This is a genomic window from Shouchella shacheensis (assembly GCF_001484965.1).
In the GTDB taxonomy this organism is placed as follows: domain Bacteria; phylum Bacillota; class Bacilli; order Bacillales; family Bacillaceae_D; genus Shouchella; species Shouchella shacheensis.
The window spans coordinates 168,333-185,504 of record NZ_KQ947393.1 but is presented as its reverse complement, the minus strand read 5'-3'; the positions used below and the strand labels follow the sequence as shown (position 1 = coordinate 185,504).

Sequence of the window (17,172 nt, the reverse complement as noted above, 5' to 3'; positions counted from 1 at the left end):
GAGGGGATCGCATGGCAAAGAAACCACTACGTCCGGTAACGGAAGGTGAGATCTCCATCGATCAAGTAAAAGAACAGTTAGTTGAAGTTGGGAAAAAGCGCGGGGTATTGACGTATGCCGAAATTACAGAGAAAATGGCTGCGTTTGAACAAGATGTTGACCAAATGGATGAATTTTATGAATACCTAGGTGAGCAAGGCATTGATCTCATTAATGAGACAGGCGAAGAAACCCCAAGCATGCAGCAAACAGAGAAAGAAGAAGAATTTGACTTAAATGACTTAAGTGTGCCTCCTGGCATTAAAATAAATGACCCTGTTCGTATGTATTTAAAAGAAATTGGTCGCGTGCATCTTCTTTCCGCAGCAGAAGAAATCGAGCTGGCCAAGCGTATTGAAGAGGGCGATGAAGAAGCCAAGCGTCGCCTTGCGGAAGCGAACCTGCGCCTTGTTGTATCTATTGCTAAGCGCTATGTAGGCCGTGGCATGCTCTTTCTGGACTTGATTCAAGAGGGCAATATGGGTCTCATTAAAGCCGTCGAGAAGTTCGATTACGACAAAGGCTTTAAGTTTAGTACGTATGCGACTTGGTGGATTCGTCAAGCCATTACGCGTGCCATTGCCGATCAGGCGAGAACGATTCGCATTCCGGTGCATATGGTTGAGACGATCAACAAGTTGATCCGTGTACAACGCCAACTCCTGCAGGACTTTGGTCGTGAGCCAACGCCGGAAGAGGTAGCACAGGAAATGGATTTAACGCCTGACAAGGTACGCGAAATCTTGAAAATTGCTCAGGAGCCGGTATCGCTTGAAACGCCAATCGGTGAAGAGGACGATTCCCACCTTGGAGACTTCATTGAAGATCAAGAGGCACTCGCTCCATCTGATGCCGCAGCTTATGAGCTGCTGAAAGAGCAGTTGGAAGATGTGCTTGACACGCTCACAGATCGTGAGGAGAATGTGCTACGTCTTCGTTTCGGTTTAGACGACGGTCGTACACGGACACTCGAAGAAGTAGGGAAAGTCTTTGGTGTAACAAGAGAGCGAATTCGCCAAATTGAAGCCAAAGCGCTTCGTAAGCTTCGTCACCCTAGCCGAAGCAAGCGCCTTAAAGACTTTTTAGATTAAGAGCTCTTCATCGTTTGGTTCACCCAAAGCGGGTGGACCAAGCGTTTGCTTTTTTTCTTTTAACGCTTGCTTCTATTTTACTGTTTTCTGAAACGGAATGCAAATGCTGGTGCAGAATTTTCTAAAACTATCCACCCTTTTTTGAAACCGATGACAAAATTCGCAAATAATGCTGAAGCCCTTTTCAGAAAGCTTTTTTTCGAGTAAAATAATAACGACTGCTTGACTACATGCTTTGTTACATATGGAAAAGACTAAAGAAAAAGGGGGCTAACCAAATATGAAAGGACGTCCATTAATTCCTTTTGCGATTATTGCTATTATCGGGGTTGTATTGATGGTCGCGCTCTCAGCAGCGGGTGTTAACCAACGTGCGGATAGAGAAGCAGAGGAAGCAGGCGAAGGCGATGAGGGGGAAGAAGTCGTCATTGATGACCCGATTGCCTATGGCGAAGAAACGGCCATGAATTCATGTATTAGTTGTCACGGCGGTGATTTGACTGGCGGAATGGGTCCTGATCTCACCTCTCTCGACTTATCACAAGAAGAAATTGTTGATATTATTTTAAACGGCCAAGGGAGCATGCCCGCAATCGATCTTCAGCCGGAAGAGGCGGACGCTGTTGCCCAGTACTTGCTCGAAGGAATTGAATAACGTCGAAAAAGCGAGGGAGGTGTCCTTCGCTTTTTCCGTCTAGATGAAGTGAGGTGGATGGAATGAATGAACGTCAGCTGTCCAAAAGATTGCTTCACGTTGCCCGTTTTCTAACAGAAGCTCGTGTGCTCGCTGACATCGGCTCCGACCATGCCTATCTGCCTTGCTATCTCTGCCTTCAGCAAAAGGAGATGCGAGCGGTTGCCGGGGAATTGAACAAAGGTCCGTACGAATCAGCAAAGGCTCAAGTCGAGCGCTTAGGACTTGAGGAAGCGATTGAGGTACGCAGAGGAAATGGGCTTGAAGTGGTGTGCGAGGGAGAAGCCTTCGATGCTGTTGCCATAGCTGGCATGGGCGGCCCGTTAATCGCAACCATTCTGGAAGAGGGAAAGAGCAAATTAACAACGGTCAAGCGCCTGGTGCTCCAACCAAATGTCGCGGCAAATGCAATACGCACGTGGCTCCGCCTCAATGACTGGGCGCTTGTAGCGGAAGAAATTCTCGAGGAAGACGGCAAGGTCTACGAAATTCTCGTCGCTGAGCGTGGCGATGCCGATAGCCTTTACAGGGAAGAGGCGGAAAAAAAAGTGCTGTTTGGCCCTATTTTGCTTAAGGAACACAATGAAGCCTTCCAGAAAAAATGGAGCCATGAGCTAGCAAATTGGGAAAAGGTCCTCACTCAACTTGAAAGAGCGGCTACAAGCAGTGAAACAGAGGCACGGAAAGCGAAACTGCTTGAGAAGATTAAACTTGCTAGGGAGGTTTTATTTTGAGGAAAGAGGTACAAGCACAAACGCTGATTCAGCAGTTTGAACAATTTTCTCCGAAGTCCTATGCTGTAGAAGGGGACAAAAACGGCTTGATGGTTGGTACACTGAATAAGTCCGTCAAGCGGGTGATGATTGCCCTTGATGTGCTCGAGGCGACGATGGAAGAGGCGGTGGATAAAAAGGTGGACTTGATCATTGCGCACCATCCGCTGCTGTTCAGGCCGCTGAAACAAGTGAATCTTGACACCGCCCATGGACGGATCATCTCTATGGCAATCAAGCATGATATCACGATCTATGCGGCTCATACGAATCTCGATGTCACCAAGGGAGGTGTGAATGACCTACTAGCTGAAGCACTTGAATTAAAAGAGACAGAAGTGCTGGCACCGCTACATGAAGAAGGAGTGCAGAAGCTTGTCTCCTTTGTTCCTGAGACTGAAGCAGCTCAGGTGCGTGAGGCACTTGGACAAGCAGGGGCGGGTTTTATCGGTGAATACAGCCATTGCTCCTTTCAAAGCGCTGGAACAGGAACGTTTCGACCGACTGATGCAGCCAACCCGTTTATTGGAGAGGCTGGTGTTCAAGAATTTGTGAATGAGGTGAAAATTGAAACCATCGTTCGCGCCAGTGAAAGCAAAAAAGTAATTGCTGCGCTCCAAAAAGCCCACCCTTACGAGGAGCCCGCGTATGATTTATATCCGCTCGACAATGAGGGGGAAGCATTTGGCTTAGGGCGTGTTGGGACCATTGCCGACTCGCACACCTTGGAGACATTTGCTGAAAAAGTAAAGGAGCAGCTCGGTTTAGAAGGCGTTCGCGTCGTTGGTGATTTAAAGAAGAATGTTCGTAAGGTGGCTGTGCTTGGCGGGGATGGGAACAAATACATGAACCAAGCCCTTAGAAAAGGTGCCGATGTCCTTGTGACCGGAGATGTTTACTATCACGTCGCTCACGATGCGCAGATGGATGGGTTGTCCATTATTGATGCCGGTCATCATATTGAGCAGATTATGAAGCGGGGTGTTAGCGATCGATTGAACGCAGTCGTTGAAGAGAATGGCTATGAGGTGGAGGTCTTTCCATCTGTGCCAAGCACTGATCCGTTTCAGTTTTTGTGACAGAAAGCCCTATGACATTCCAGAAATGCATACTAAAAGCGGATGGGAGACTAGATGTGTCTTCATTCGCTTTTTTACATGGAGAGAGGGAGGCTGCTTAAGGAGCTGCACGGGCGGGACAATACAGAGCACAAGTTGAAGCTCTTAGATTTTGTTTAGAAACTATGCACTTTTCATAGCAATGTAATGCCCTCCCTTGTGACAATTTAAGCCTTTGTATATGGTAGAAAAATGAAAGCGTTACCTAATGGAGGAGGATTCTATGTTTTTAACGGAGCATAAGCTGGAAAATCGACTCAATGAACTGCGAGGATTTCGGTACCGAGATGGTTGGATTATTACGAGGCTCTATTTTCAGGACGATGCAGGAGAAATTGGCGCGTATCCCCCAAAAGTCGATGATGACTGTGAAGTGGTGAACGTAGGCGACCGCTGGGAGGGGCGAGATGTCTATAAGTGGTTGCAAGTCGATGTTTCTTTCCCGAAAAGTTGGGAGGGAAAAAAGCCAGTAGGGCTTTTCGATTTTGGAAGAACAGGCGGGGGAAATAATTCCGGCTTTGAATCTCTCTTGTTTGTGGACGGTAAGCCGTATCAGGGGGTGGATTCTAACCACGAGGAGGTACTTCTGCCCAATGATAAAGTTGGCCATTCGCTGCGTCTGTCCTTTCGCCTTTGGACGGGTCTTGAAGGGGGCGGACCGAAGCAAATTCAGCATTACAAGTTAAAGGATGCGCGGATTGCGTGGTTGGACGAGACGGTCGACGATTTGTATTTCACGTCACTGGCACTCTTTCAGACGATTGAGGAGTTAGCAACGACCGATCCGTATCGAGAGGAACTCCTCAAGTGCTTGAATGATGCCTTTAAGCAAATCGACTGGACGGAGCCGGGAAGCGAAGGTTTCTATGCGTCTTGCTATGAGGCGCAGAAGTTGATCCGCACTCGTGTGGAAGGAATGGAAAAGCATCATCCTGTAACGGTACATTGTCTAGGCCACACGCATATTGATGTGGCCTGGCTCTGGCGGCTGGTTCGTACACGGGAGAAAGCGGCACGGTCATTCTCAACAGTGCTGCGTTTGATGGAGGAATATCCCGACTACCTCTTTTTGCAGACCCAGCCACAGCTGTATGAATACATTAAAACAGACTACCCAGAACTTTATGAGAAGCTTTCGACTCGTATTCAGGAGGGGCGCTGGGAAGCAGAAGGCAGCATGTGGCTGGAGGCCGACTGCAACATTCCAAGCGGAGAATCGCTTGTGCGTCAATTGCTCGTAGGAAAGCAGTTTTTGAAAGATGAGTTCGACCAGGATTGTGAAATTCTCTGGTTGCCGGATGTCTTCGGCTACAGCTGGGCGCTGCCACAAATTCTAACGAAGGCCGGCATCCATACGTTTATGACAACGAAAATCAGCTGGAATCAATACAATCGAATGCCTCACGATACGTTTAAGTGGAGAGGCATCGACGGTTCGGAGATTTTGACCCACTTTATCACGACACCAGAGCCGGGTCGAGCAGAAGACTCCTGGTTCTATACGTATAATGGAGTTGTTACCGCAAAGACCGTCAACGGGGCATGGAAAGGCTACCGAAACAAGTCGTTTAACATGGATTTGCTCTTATCTTATGGCTACGGCGACGGGGGAGGCGGTGTCAATCGAGAGATGCTTGAGCTGCGCCGCCACCTCGATGAGATGCCAGGGATTCCTAATGTGAAACCAGGGAAAGCAGGAGACTTCTTTGCCAATCTGAAGCAGACAGTGGAGGAGACGGACGAATACGTGCATACATGGGACGGGGAGCTCTATCTTGAATACCATCGGGGCACGTATACGAGTCAGGCGTTTATGAAGAAGCACAACCGCAAGCTGGAACTCGCACTAAGAGAGCTGGAGTTTCGCTGTGTTCACTATGCCCTTGAGAACGGGTGGGAAACCTACCCAACAGAAAAGCTCCTTGTGGTGTGGAAAATCGTCTTGCGTAATCAGTTTCATGACATCATTCCTGGGTCCTCGATCTGCGAGGTATATGAGGACGCCATGAGCGAATATGAGGAGGCGTGGACACTGATTGCTCAGATGCAGCGCGTGCTGGAGGAGGATACGGAAGCTCAAACGTACGCCGTATTATCAAGCGATCAGTTTGCAGGATTGCGAATGGTGCTCGTTCCTTTTGATAAGGAAAATAAGGCAGGAGGGTTTGCAGATGCTCATAAAAGGAGACTTCCCGCTCAGAAGCAAGAGAATGGCTGGTGGGTTTTGTTTGATCAAACCAAGCCTTTTGCCGCGACGGAAATTTTCCATACAAATGTTGAACGTAAAATGGAAAATCCGTTCTCCTATGAAAGCAAGAAGTTGACTACTCCTTATTATGATATTGAATGGAACGAGTTTGGGCACATGGTCAACCTTTATGACAAAAAAGCAGAGCGACAAGTGCTTGCACAGGGAGAGCAGGGGAACGTATTGCAAGTGTTTGAGGATAAGCCGCTCGCGCATGATGCCTGGGACATTGACTTGTTTTATCAGGAAAAGATGGAGGCGGTGACAGAGCTAGAATCATTCCGTGTCAAGGAGCAGGGTGAGGTGCAGTTCGTGCTTGAATCCAAGTGGCGTTATCATGCCTCTTTGATTACGCAGGAAATGATTTTTTATGCACATACGAGGCGAATTGATTTTAAAACCAATGTCGATTGGCATGAGCGGCAGAAATTGATGAAGGTGGCGTTCCCTGTGAATGTGCGCTCAACTGAGGCGACATTTGATATTCAGTACGGCAATGTCAAGCGTCCCACGCACTGGAATACGTCTTGGGAGATGGCGAAATTTGAGACAGTCGGTCACCAATGGGCTGACCTCTCAGAGACAGGGTACGGCGTGAGTTTGCTGAATGATTGTAAGTATGGCTATGATATTAAGGACCATACCATGCGGCTTTCGCTTTTAACGTCTTCGATTCACCCAGATACGGAAGCTGATCAAGGCGAGCATCAGTTTACTTATGCCCTGTTCCCTCATGAAGGAGACTGGCGCGAAGGGCGCACGCAGCGGGAGGCATGGGCGCTTAACCATCCACTTGAAGCAAGAAGAGGAAAGGCCTCTAAATCACTCATTGCCACGGAAGCTGAGCATATTCAAATTGATGCGATCAAAAAAGCGGAGAACCATGAAGGTGTGATTGTGCGCTTTCATGAGTTTGAAGGTCGCCGCGGAGCAGTAAGGGTTGTCTCGGACTATGCGATTTCTTCTTGGGTTGAAGTTGACTTAATGGAGAATGCCGTGGGAGAGAGGCAGGAAAAAGAGACGATCGAGCTTGAGGTTTCTCCATGTGAAATCAAGACGGTGTATGTAGAGTTCACGGAATAAATCAGGAGGCTGCTTCTTGCGGGGAGCAGTCTTTTCTAGTCTGATTGGAGAGCTGTGAAGATGAAAAGATCCCCTACAGGTGGAAGAACATCACTTGAAAACTAGCTAGTGATTTTAGGAAGGCCTTCCAATGGGAATGTTCAAGCGACGCCGCTTGCTTAACAATTCTTAGAAAAAATGAACGGATCATATCATTTTCAAACCGTAAGTTGTGCCAAGCAGACAAAACTGCTAATCTGAATAATGAAGGCGCTTACTTGGAGGTTGTTAGGGAATGGAGAAGAAAACAGCACATGTGCTTGCACACTCTCACTGGGACCGGGAATGGTATCAGTCGTTTGAGGAGCATCGCTATGATTTTATTCAATTGATGAATGATTTGTTTGACTTGTTTAAAGCAAATGAACCAAGAGGCGCAGTATGTTCTTGAGAAAGGCGTCGAGCCGCTGCTTGCGATGAATTTTCCAACGAACGAGGCGCAGTGCCAAGGCATACAGGAAGCAGAGTGGGAAGTGATCCCACATCAGGGAGATCTACGCTCATCAGGAAGGCTGGCTCTGGCGTACGAAGCACAGGGAGATGTTTTTGCCGTACAACTCCAGGTTCAACAAGGGCCGTTCCCTCCAGAAAAAAGTTTTCTGGAGCTAGAGCGTAGGAATTTAGAACCAAGCTCTATTAAACTTGCCGAGGAAGAAGATGCAGTTATTGTGCGTCTCTTTCAAACAGGGATAGAAGAGGGAAGGCTCAAGCTTGATGCGCCGAAAGACATACGTACCTACGCAACGACACTGCTGGAAACTGAGAAACTCTATGAAGTGACGGAGACAGAGAAAGTGGCTCCATATAAAATTGTAAATTATCGTTTTGAAAGGGAGGGGCGACTGTGACCACGACAGAAATACCGGCATCATTAAGGCGGCTGATAGATAAAGTGAAAACCAAGTTTCCGGAGGATCGTAAGTTACATCGGCTGTTTGAAAATACGTTCTTGAATACGTACACGACGACATTGCAGCCAAATGAAGACGGGACAACGTTTGTGATCACCGGAGACATTCCGGCGATGTGGTTGAGGGACTCGGCAGCGCAGATTCGTCCGTATCTCCTCGCTGCTGATGACCCAGAGATTGCAAGGCTGATCGCAGGCGTAGTGCGCAAGCAAATCGAGTTTATTCGCCTCGACCCCTACGCAAATGCATTTAACAAAGAAGCGAACGGACATGGGCACCAGGACGATGCAACGGAAATGGGGCCGCAGATTTGGGAGCGCAAGTATGAGGTGGATTCGCTTTGCTACCCCATTCAGCTCGGGTATTTGCTCTGGAAGCAGACCGGGAGCGCCGATCACCTAGACGCAACGTTTCGCGAAGCGGTAGAAGAGATCCTTGCCCTCTGGCGCACGGAACAGCACCATGAGGAACAGTCTCCATATACGTTTGAACGCCACAATGTACGTCAGTCGGACACATTGAATCGCAATGGCAAGGGAACAGAAGTCACGTATACAGGGATGACGTGGAGCGGATTCAGGCCAAGCGATGATGCCTGCCTGTACGGGTATCATGTGCCAGCCAATATGTTTGCGGTGGTCGTCCTGCGTTACGTGGCAGAGATGTGTGAATGGCTCTGGCATGATGCTGAGTTAGAGGCGGAAAGTTTGGAGCTTGCTAAGGAGATGAAAGAAGGCATTCAAGCGCATGCTACTATGAACCATCCTTATCACGGAGAGGTCTACTGCTATGAAACGGATGGATTTGGCCGTCAGCTTTTTATGGATGACGCCAATGTTCCAAGTCTACTGGCAGCTCCTTATCTAGGGTTCTGCGAAGCAAACGATCCGACCTATCTCAATACGAGAAAGCTTCTGTTTACAAGAGAAAACCCATTCTATTATGAAGGGTCGGTGGCCGGAGGCATTGGCAGTCCGCACACCCCCGATCATTATATCTGGCATATTGCCCTGAGCATGCAGGGACTGACAGCCACATCTGAAGAGGAGAAGCTAAGGGTTTTGGAAACGATTAAAGCGACAGACGGAGGCGAGAACTACTTGCACGAAGGATTTAATGCTTCGGATCCGAGTGAGTACACGCGGGAATGGTTTGCGTGGTCGAACTCGCTGTTCAGCGAATTTGTACTGAGTCTATGCGGGGAGCAGATCACGAGCAGTCCCCTTTCGCAGACGGAGAAGGGGTGAGTGTAGATGCTAAACCTTTTTTTGAAAGTATCGGACTGGATTTGTCGTCTGGTATGGGTAAATATTCTGTGGCTAGGTGGAATCCTCGCCGGGCTTGTGGTTTTTGGATTGATGCCTGCAACCAATGCGATGCATGCGGTAACGAGAGAATGGGCGCGTAATAATATGGAAGTCTCCATTTACAAGACCTTTGTAAAGACATACAAAGCAAGCTTTAGGCAGGCGAATTTGGTCGGACTCCTTTTTGCAGGCATGCTTGTGGTGCTCCTTGTGAACCTGCGTCTCTCCGTCATCATTCCGGGCACGCTGATGATGATGGCGCACTACTTTATCTTATTTGTGATTTTCCTTTTGTGTCTTAGTGTAGTGATGTTTTTTAACCTTTTTGCCCACTACAAGTATTCGTGGACACAATATGTCAAACAGTCGATTGCTTTTACAGTGGGAAGTCCGAGGACTATTCTTATGCTCAGTCTCGGATTTGGCTTGATTGCCTGGCTGATCGTGCAAATGCCGGGACTTCTCCCATTTTTCTCTGGCGTTCTTCCTGCTTATTGGAGTAGTATTGTTTGTAGAAAACGCTTTACCAAAATTGAAGCCATGCAAATGCCCACTGCTTAGTTTACACATAGTCATAGAAAGGAAAACTTGAGCCTGGTTATCCAATTGTTGGAGGATACGTGCGGGTCAAGTTTTTCTGCGTGAGGAGGGGAAAGGAAAGTGCTGAAGCTTGTTAGACGTATAAGAAACCAGGTATTCAGCCGGATTCTTGTGCTGTATTCGTTGACGATCTTGATCGTTGTTTCGCTGCTGCTTGTTGTGCTTTTCCAACACTTCTCTCGGAGTGTGGTGGAACGGGCCCTTGCTTCCAATGAAGAAACCGTCAGTCAAATCGAAGAGTATTTTACAGAACGAGATCGAATAGTGCAGTCCAACCTTCGCGAGCTGTATTACAACCCTGAGCTTGTCGCTTCGATCTCCCATGCCCTGGCCAATGAACCTGGTGAATACTGGGCCTTTAGGCTGGAGGAATACGCCAACCAACAGTCGTTTGTGCCAACGAACGTCGATACGTTTTTACGAACGTTTTATTTTGCCGATAATGCCCTAGATGCTATTGAACTAACCGGGCATGAAGCAGGTTCCTCTTACAACTATATCTTTCATCATTACAACTGGAATGAAATGGCTCAGGACGACCGTATCGCTGAGGGAGTAGCGGGGCAGCAGGCAATCAAAGGTGGCGTCGCGCTGCAAAAGCCAATTAATGATGTGATTACAACGACGAAAATTGGCACGTTAACCGCCTACTATAATCTTGAAAAATTGAACCAGGAATTTGGGTTGCAGAAAGAAAATCAAGTCGGCGGCATTCAAGTGTATACACAGGAGAAGGAACTGCTTTTTAGCTCCTCAAAAGAGGAAGTGGACTACCCGGAGCCGAGGGAGGGGACGAGCGCTGAACCGCAAACGATCAGGCAGAATGGGGAAACGTTTTACCTTACCCAGTACACCGATACGGAGCTGGGCCTCGTTTATAGGGGCGTCGTGGCAAGGTCTGAAATCAGCGGCATTTCCTCTATGCATGGATTATTTTGCGGGCTTTTGCTGCTCGTTGTGTGTGCGACGGTTGTGATTGGCTACCTGGTGATGCGAAGATACGCGAGTCGAATCAGCCAAATCAAGCAAAGCATGCTGCAAGTGCAGAAGGGAGACTTGCGTCCGAGAATTGCTGTACGCAAAGAGAAGGATGAGCTTGCCTTAATCGCCAGAAGCTTTAATCAAATGCTGGAAGACTTAACAACGAACATCGAAAGGTCCTACGATCTTGAAAGAAAGAATCATCAGGCAGAGATGAGGGCGCTACAATCTCAGATTAATCCTCATTTTCTTTACAATACACTTGAAACGATTCGGATGAAAGCGTTGATCGAAGGCTCAAAAGAGTCGGCTGCAATGACATACCATTTAGCGACATTGCTCAGGTACGCGCTTTCGAAAAATGAAGTCACTCACCTTAGGGAAGAGCTCGAACATCTGAAGCAGTACATGACACTGATGGAATATCGGTATGCTGACAAGCTGACAGTCGAGTACGTGGTCGATGAAGCGCTGCTCTCACAGCCGGTTCTGCGCTTCATTTTACAGCCGCTTGCGGAAAATTACATCATGCATGGATTGAGGTCTGATCAGAGGGACAATCGCTTGCAGATCCGTATAGCACAGAGGAGTGAAAAAGATATGCAGATTTCCATTTCCGACAACGGAGGCGGAATGAGCAAAGAGCGCTTAAAAGAGATTCATTTCATGCTGCAAAAGGATGTTCCGCAAGACATGTACGATTCCATCGGGCTATCCAATATTCATAAACGGCTCCAGCTACATTATCAGGAGGCGTATGGCTTGACGATTGAAAGTATAGAGGGTGAAGGAACAACGGTTTATATGACGATACCGTTAGAACAGGGAGGGTTTGGGAATGCGAGTACTGCTAGTTGACGATGAACCGATTATTTTGCAAGGGCTGCAAGCAATTATTGATTGGAAGGCGCTTGGGTGTGAACTGATCGGGACGGCCAGTAACGGCGACGAAGCTTTAAGGCGATACAGCGACGACCCGTGCGATCTCATCATTACGGATATTCGCATGCCCCAGAAAGGAGGGCTTGCACTGATTGAGGGGTGGCAGGAGGTACAGCCGCGGACGCGATTTCTCGTCCTTTCCGGCTATCAGGACTTCTCCTATGTTAGGCAAGGGCTTGTACTCGGGATTGAAAACTACTTATTAAAACCGGTGAATGAACAGGAGCTTATTGAAAGCATCGAGCAAGTGAGAGAAAAAGTACAAGCCATTCATCAACAGCAGGCAAATCAATACATCTTAAGAGACAATACGATCTGGCGTTGGCTCCATGATCGTATTGAAAAAACAGAATTTCTCGACCGAATGGCACTGTCTGAGGCGTTAGTACCCGAAGGAAGGGAGTGCCTGGCGCTGCTGTCATTCGTAAATGCGAACAGTCTCCCAAACGGTGTTCTGCTCGAGCTGCAGCAGCAGCTTGAGCAGGAGGGGCTGGGGCGGAAGCTTCACTGCATCATCACCCCAGAACAAGACCTTCTGCTCTTGTACAAGCCGGGGGAAGAAGAGAAGGCGTTCCTCTCGAACATTCAATCATTGATTGCGGAGCGAATCAAGCAGTCTTATGTATTGTTTATCAGTAGCGACTGCCTTTCTAAAGAGGATCTGCAATACGATTTGAAGGTTGCCACGGCGTACCGAGATCAGTATCTTTTTTTCAATGAAACGCATGTGATTGATAAGAAGGAAGCAGAAAAGAAGCAACGGGAAAGTGGAAAGTCGCTGCTTCTCAAATTGGAGCCGTTTCTAAAGATTGTCCATGAGGGGAAGAGGGAGGAAGCTATTCTCTGGTTAAAGGGAGCCATCGTCACTAGAGCGAAAGATGAGACAGCTTTCAAAAGCATGGCGATGGAGGCGGCGATTGCTCTAACGAAAATGACATCAAGAGAGCAAGACCCTCATTACCCGATCATTATGGATGATTTACTTGCTGCTCCAACCGTTGAGGATCTATGGACAGAGCTCGAGCTTCTTATTGAAAATACGATTCTTCAGCTTTCAAGCAAGCAAGAGGTAAAAAACACCCTCATTAATGACGTTCTTGCCTATATTGAGCGAGAGTATATGAATGACTTATCGCTCAAAGTTCTAGGGCAGACGTTCTATATGAATGCGATTTACTTAGGGCAGCTGTTTCAAAAAGAAGTAGGGGTGTCATTTTCTGATTATGTAAACCGACTGCGCCTAGATCAAGCAAAGCGCCTTCTTCTTACGACCAATGAAAAGGCAGGGGCGATTGGCAAGAAGGTTGGGTACTCCGACGCGACGTACTTCTACAAGCAATTTAAAAAGCAGATGGGCATCACACCAAATGAATACCGTACGATTACGAAACTGTCAAATGCCAAAGACCATTAGTTAGTTCAACGAATCTAAAGATTGTCAAGTTTATCGCCTCAGCCTTTATTGGTACACTTTATGTAAGGGTTTTCAACGTTGTGAAAGGGGAGGGGGATTACATCCTAAATGAAGACGTTTTTATCAAATCTCTATCAGAATCGAACATGGCTGATCATGGTCTTGCCAGGAACCATATGGTTTCTTGTGCTTGCCTACTTGCCGATGGCAGGAAACATTCTCGCCTTTAAAGATTATCGCTTTGATCCAGGTGGATTTATTGCAAGTGTTGTGAACAGTGATTGGGTGGGTTTCGAAAATTTTCGCTTTCTATTTTCGACCAACGATGCCTGGGTGATCACACGTAACACGATTCTTTACAATCTCATTTTCATTGTCGGTGGACTAGTCCTAGCTGTCACACTGGCGATCTTGATTAGCCAACTTGTCAATCGAAAACTTGCAAAGATTTATCAAACCGGTATGCTGTTTCCTCACTTTCTATCATGGGTGGTCGTAAGCTACTTTGTTTTTACTTTTTTAAGTGTAGACAGAGGGTTAGCGAACAATGTCCTTGACTGGTTTGGCGTCGAGGCGATCTCTTGGTACAACGAGCCAAAATACTGGCCCTTCATCTTGACATTCACCAATTTCTGGAAAGGTGTCGGCTTTGCGAGCATCGTCTATATAGCGGCGATCGCCGGAATTAACCGTGATTACTACGAGGCAGCCATGATTGATGGGGCGAGCAAATGGCAACAGATTCGTCACGTTACCCTGCCAGCACTCATGCCGTTGATTGTGATTCTAACGATTCTGGACATCGGGAATATTTTTAACGCAGATTTTGGACTGTTCTATCAGGTTCCCAGGGATTCGGGTACACTCTACTCTGTAACCAACGTTATTGATACGTACGTGTACAGAGGGTTAATGCAACTAGGGGATATCAGCATGACGACAGCTGCCGGTCTGTACCAATCGTTCGTCGGTCTGATTCTCGTATTGATAACGAATTATATCGCGGGGAAAATTGATCCTGATTATGCGCTTTTCTAGGATAGAAAGATGGCAAATGGGAGGAGGGGATAGATGTGCAACTAGAAGAAAACCAGACGCCTGCAACCGATAAGAGAAAACGTAAAAGACGGAAAAGTGTCAATCCCCACACGTTTGGAAAAAAGACAAACGTGGGGATGAGCTTTCTACTGGGTTTCTCCGCCTTTGTCTGTGTGTTTCCGTTTCTCTATGTGATTATTATTTCTTTCACATCGGAAGAAGCGCTCGTGCGTGACGGGTTTCAAATCATTCCAGATCAATGGTCCTTAGATGCGTATTCTTATTTGTGGAACATGCGCGATCAGCTTTTGCAATCGTACGGTATTACCATTCTTGTAACGGTACTTGGCACCGTCATCAGTGTCAGCATGATCGCCCTATATTCGTACGCGATCTCTCGTCCGCAGTTTCGTTACCGGAAGTTCTTCAACTTTTTTGCTTTTTTCACGATGCTCTTTGGCGCTGGTATGGTTCCTCTGTACATCGTGATGTCTCAAGTCCTTGGGTTGCGCAACACGATTTGGGCACTGATATTGCCACTGGCGATGAATGCATTCTACATCATTATCATGCGCACATTCTTCATGCGCTCTGTGCCTGAATCGATTCTAGAATCAGCACGTATAGACGGAGCGAGTGAGTGGCGGATCTTCTTGCAAATCGTTTGCCCGCTTGCTGTTCCTGGGATTGCCACGATTGCGCTTTTTACAACACTTGGGTACTGGAATGACTGGTTCAATGCGCTGCTCTTTATCGATGATCCCAATCTTGTTCCGCTTCAGTCCCTGTTAATGAGGATTGAGAACAATATAGAATTCATGCGACAAAACACGCAGCTAGGGGCCGCGGCACAGGAAATTTATTCAACGATTCCACAAGATGCCGCAAAGATGGCGATGGTCGTGATTGCTACGTTGCCAATCGCCGTGACGTATCCGTTCTTTCAGAAGTATTTCATTAGCGGTTTAACTATAGGGGGCGTCAAAGAGTAATCGCTAGCAAGGGTATGAACATTTAAAAGGGGGATGGGAAAGTGTATAAAAAATTAGTTGGATGTGGATTAGCATCTGTCAGTTTAGCGACGCTTGTGGCCTGCGGAGGCAGTGAGGATACGAGCCAGCAAGAAGGCAGCGATGAAGTGGTCAATCTCCAGTGGTACATGATTGGTACCCCTCAGCCAGATCTTGACAAAGTGATGGCGGAACTAAATGAATACACCGAAGAGGAAATCGGGGTTAACATTAACATGACACAAGTAGACTGGGGGGATTATGAAGAACGGATGCAGATTATCACTTCCTCAGGCGAAAATTACGACATTGCCTTTGCCGCTGGTGATACGTATACGCTAAATGCCCAAAGAGGAGCGTACGCAGACATCACGGATATGCTTGACGAAGAGGGTAGCGAGTTAAAAGAAGTGCTTGATCCAGCCCTGGTTGAAGGGGCAAGCATCGATGGGCGTTTATACGGGGTCCCCGCGAACAAGGAAGTTGGCCAGCAATGGGTCTTCGTCTTTAACGGCAACCTAGTAGAGAAGTACGACCTTGATACCGAAAATGTTGAATCGCTTGAGGACCTGGAGCCATTGCTAGAAACGGTTCATGAAAACGAGCCGAACGTCACACCGCTGACACCGATCAAACCAATTTTGCCGTTTGACTACGTGATTGGCGATGAAACTCCGGTAGCATTTCCATTTACGGGAGATACCGATACGGTCGTTAATTTTTTAGAAACGGATGAAGCAATGGAAACATACAAAACGATGAGGGAGTACTATCAAGCAGGGTACATCCCTTCAGATGCTGCTAGTTCCAACGATCCCTATCCGTTAAATGTGGAGAATTGGTTTGTGAGACTTGAGCAATACAACCCCTATGCGGAACTGAACTGGGAACGCGAGGCAGGATATCCAGTCGAAGTGCAGCCGTTGCATGATCCAGTGATCAACAATGATTCGGTAACAGGCTCTCTTCAAGTAATTTCGAGCACCTCTGAGCACCCGGAGAAGGCGATGGAATTCTTGAATCTATTGAACACGGATGAATATGTTCGCAACCTTGTCAACTACGGGATTGAAGGGGAGCACTTCGAGCGTCTGGATGATGGAACAATTGAAGATCAGCCGGCACGCGTTGAACGATACAGCATGCCGACATACGCCCTGGGCAATCATTTCATTCTTGATCTCTTTGAAAATGAGCCCGCCGACAAATGGGAAGCTTTTGAAGAATTTAATGAGAGCGCTGAACCTGGCCCAATTCTAGGCTTCCACTTTGATCCGACACCTGTACGGACAGAAATTGCTAATATCTCCAACGTCTCAAGCGAATTTATGCCAGCGATTTACACTGGCAGTGTTGACCCTGAAGAATACCTGCCCCTAGCCACGGAACGCTTTGAAGCAGCCGGGCTGCAAACGGTCATCGATGAAGCGCAGAGGCAGTATGACGAGTGGGTGGAGGAAGTCAAGGAATAATAGGGAGAGGAAGGAAATTTCTCAAAGTACTTTTTCAGAATTTCAGGATGAGGCTGGGACACAACCCCGGTGGGATAAAAGCGTGGCCTTCGCCAATAATTTGGTGAAGGTCACGCTTATTTTTGTTTTTACTATTGTTGTTTTTAGTAAACAAAAAGGATACTCTGTGATAAAATTTTATCCAATTAAATTAATTGCGAAAGTGATCAGCGGGCCTATACATCCACCTTTGTATTTGGATTCACAAATAAATCTCCTGGAAATAACCCCTTAACTCAGACTCCATACATTTCCTTCGATGGAATAACCTTATTTTTTGTGTAATTTTCTTATAACTTCCGCGTTGCTAATTGACTGGCTAAGTGTTCTTAAATAAGGTGAATAGGGGTGCTCATTTCTGCTAGTTTTTTAG

The 17,172-nt window shown here is 47.2% G+C and carries 14 protein-coding genes; all 14 read left to right on the top strand.

All coding sequences use genetic code 11. From position 1 onward, the window contains the following. Nucleotides 1-11: 11 nt before the first annotated feature. The 14 genes from rpoD to AVZ68_RS00795 all read left to right on the top strand — a co-directional run bounded on the left by rpoD (nucleotide 12) and on the right by AVZ68_RS00795 (nucleotide 16,760). Entirely contained in the window at nucleotides 12-1,130 is a 1,119-nt protein-coding gene (rpoD, locus tag AVZ68_RS00855) for an RNA polymerase sigma factor RpoD (RefSeq protein WP_059102648.1), read from the top strand. Between the two features lie 280 nt (nucleotides 1,131-1,410). Beyond that, on the top strand, nucleotides 1,411-1,785 hold the full coding sequence (gene cccA, locus AVZ68_RS00850; RefSeq protein ID WP_059102647.1) for a cytochrome c550: 375 nt from the start codon (nucleotides 1,411-1,413) through the stop codon (nucleotides 1,783-1,785). A 62-nt stretch (nucleotides 1,786-1,847) separates the two neighbouring features. After that, on the top strand, nucleotides 1,848-2,558 hold the full coding sequence (locus tag AVZ68_RS00845; protein WP_059102646.1) for a tRNA (adenine(22)-N(1))-methyltransferase: 711 nt from the start codon (nucleotides 1,848-1,850) through the stop codon (nucleotides 2,556-2,558). After that, nucleotides 2,555-3,676: a Nif3-like dinuclear metal center hexameric protein gene (locus AVZ68_RS00840; RefSeq protein WP_059102645.1), complete on the top strand. Its 1,122-nt coding sequence runs from the start codon at nucleotides 2,555-2,557 to the stop codon at nucleotides 3,674-3,676. The genes AVZ68_RS00845 and AVZ68_RS00840 overlap by 4 nt, the downstream gene beginning before the upstream one ends. A gap of 262 nt (nucleotides 3,677-3,938) precedes the next feature. Further along, nucleotides 3,939-7,046, top strand: coding sequence for an alpha-mannosidase (locus tag AVZ68_RS00835; protein WP_059102644.1), 3,108 nt, complete (start codon nucleotides 3,939-3,941; stop codon nucleotides 7,044-7,046). Between the two features lie 274 nt (nucleotides 7,047-7,320). Continuing rightward, nucleotides 7,321-7,476 carry a hypothetical protein gene (locus tag AVZ68_RS20440; protein WP_180316650.1) on the top strand — a complete coding sequence of 52 codons (156 nt, stop codon included), beginning with the start codon at nucleotides 7,321-7,323 and terminating at the stop codon, nucleotides 7,474-7,476. Then, entirely contained in the window at nucleotides 7,430-7,933 is a 504-nt protein-coding gene (locus tag AVZ68_RS00830) for a glycosyl hydrolase-related protein (protein WP_180316649.1), read from the top strand. The genes AVZ68_RS20440 and AVZ68_RS00830 overlap by 47 nt, the downstream gene beginning before the upstream one ends. After that, entirely contained in the window at nucleotides 7,930-9,243 is a 1,314-nt protein-coding gene (locus AVZ68_RS00825) for a glycoside hydrolase family 125 protein (RefSeq protein ID WP_059102642.1), read from the top strand. The genes AVZ68_RS00830 and AVZ68_RS00825 overlap by 4 nt, the downstream gene beginning before the upstream one ends. A 6-nt stretch (nucleotides 9,244-9,249) precedes the next feature. Beyond that, nucleotides 9,250-9,864, top strand: a complete 615-nt coding sequence (locus tag AVZ68_RS00820) for a YesL family protein (protein WP_059102641.1) — start codon at nucleotides 9,250-9,252, stop codon at nucleotides 9,862-9,864. Between the two features lie 99 nt (nucleotides 9,865-9,963). Beyond that, the gene (locus tag AVZ68_RS00815) at nucleotides 9,964-11,742 is read left to right on the top strand and encodes a sensor histidine kinase (protein ID WP_059102640.1); all 1,779 of its coding nucleotides are present in this window, start codon (nucleotides 9,964-9,966) and stop codon (nucleotides 11,740-11,742) included. Beyond that, complete coding sequence (locus AVZ68_RS00810; protein ID WP_059102639.1) at nucleotides 11,723-13,240, top strand: response regulator transcription factor; 1,518 nt, start codon at nucleotides 11,723-11,725, stop codon at nucleotides 13,238-13,240. Before AVZ68_RS00815 ends, AVZ68_RS00810 begins: the two co-directional genes overlap by 20 nt. A 108-nt stretch (nucleotides 13,241-13,348) precedes the next feature. After that, nucleotides 13,349-14,278 (top strand): ABC transporter permease, encoded by a 930-nt coding sequence (locus AVZ68_RS00805; RefSeq protein ID WP_059102638.1) that lies wholly within the window; start codon nucleotides 13,349-13,351, stop codon nucleotides 14,276-14,278. A gap of 137 nt (nucleotides 14,279-14,415) precedes the next feature. After that, nucleotides 14,416-15,270: a carbohydrate ABC transporter permease gene (locus tag AVZ68_RS00800; protein ID WP_082676250.1), complete on the top strand. Its 855-nt coding sequence runs from the start codon at nucleotides 14,416-14,418 to the stop codon at nucleotides 15,268-15,270. Nucleotides 15,271-15,311: 41 nt separating this feature from the next. After that, on the top strand, nucleotides 15,312-16,760 hold the full coding sequence (locus tag AVZ68_RS00795) for an ABC transporter substrate-binding protein (RefSeq protein ID WP_059102636.1): 1,449 nt from the start codon (nucleotides 15,312-15,314) through the stop codon (nucleotides 16,758-16,760). Nucleotides 16,761-17,172 lie beyond the last annotated feature (412 nt).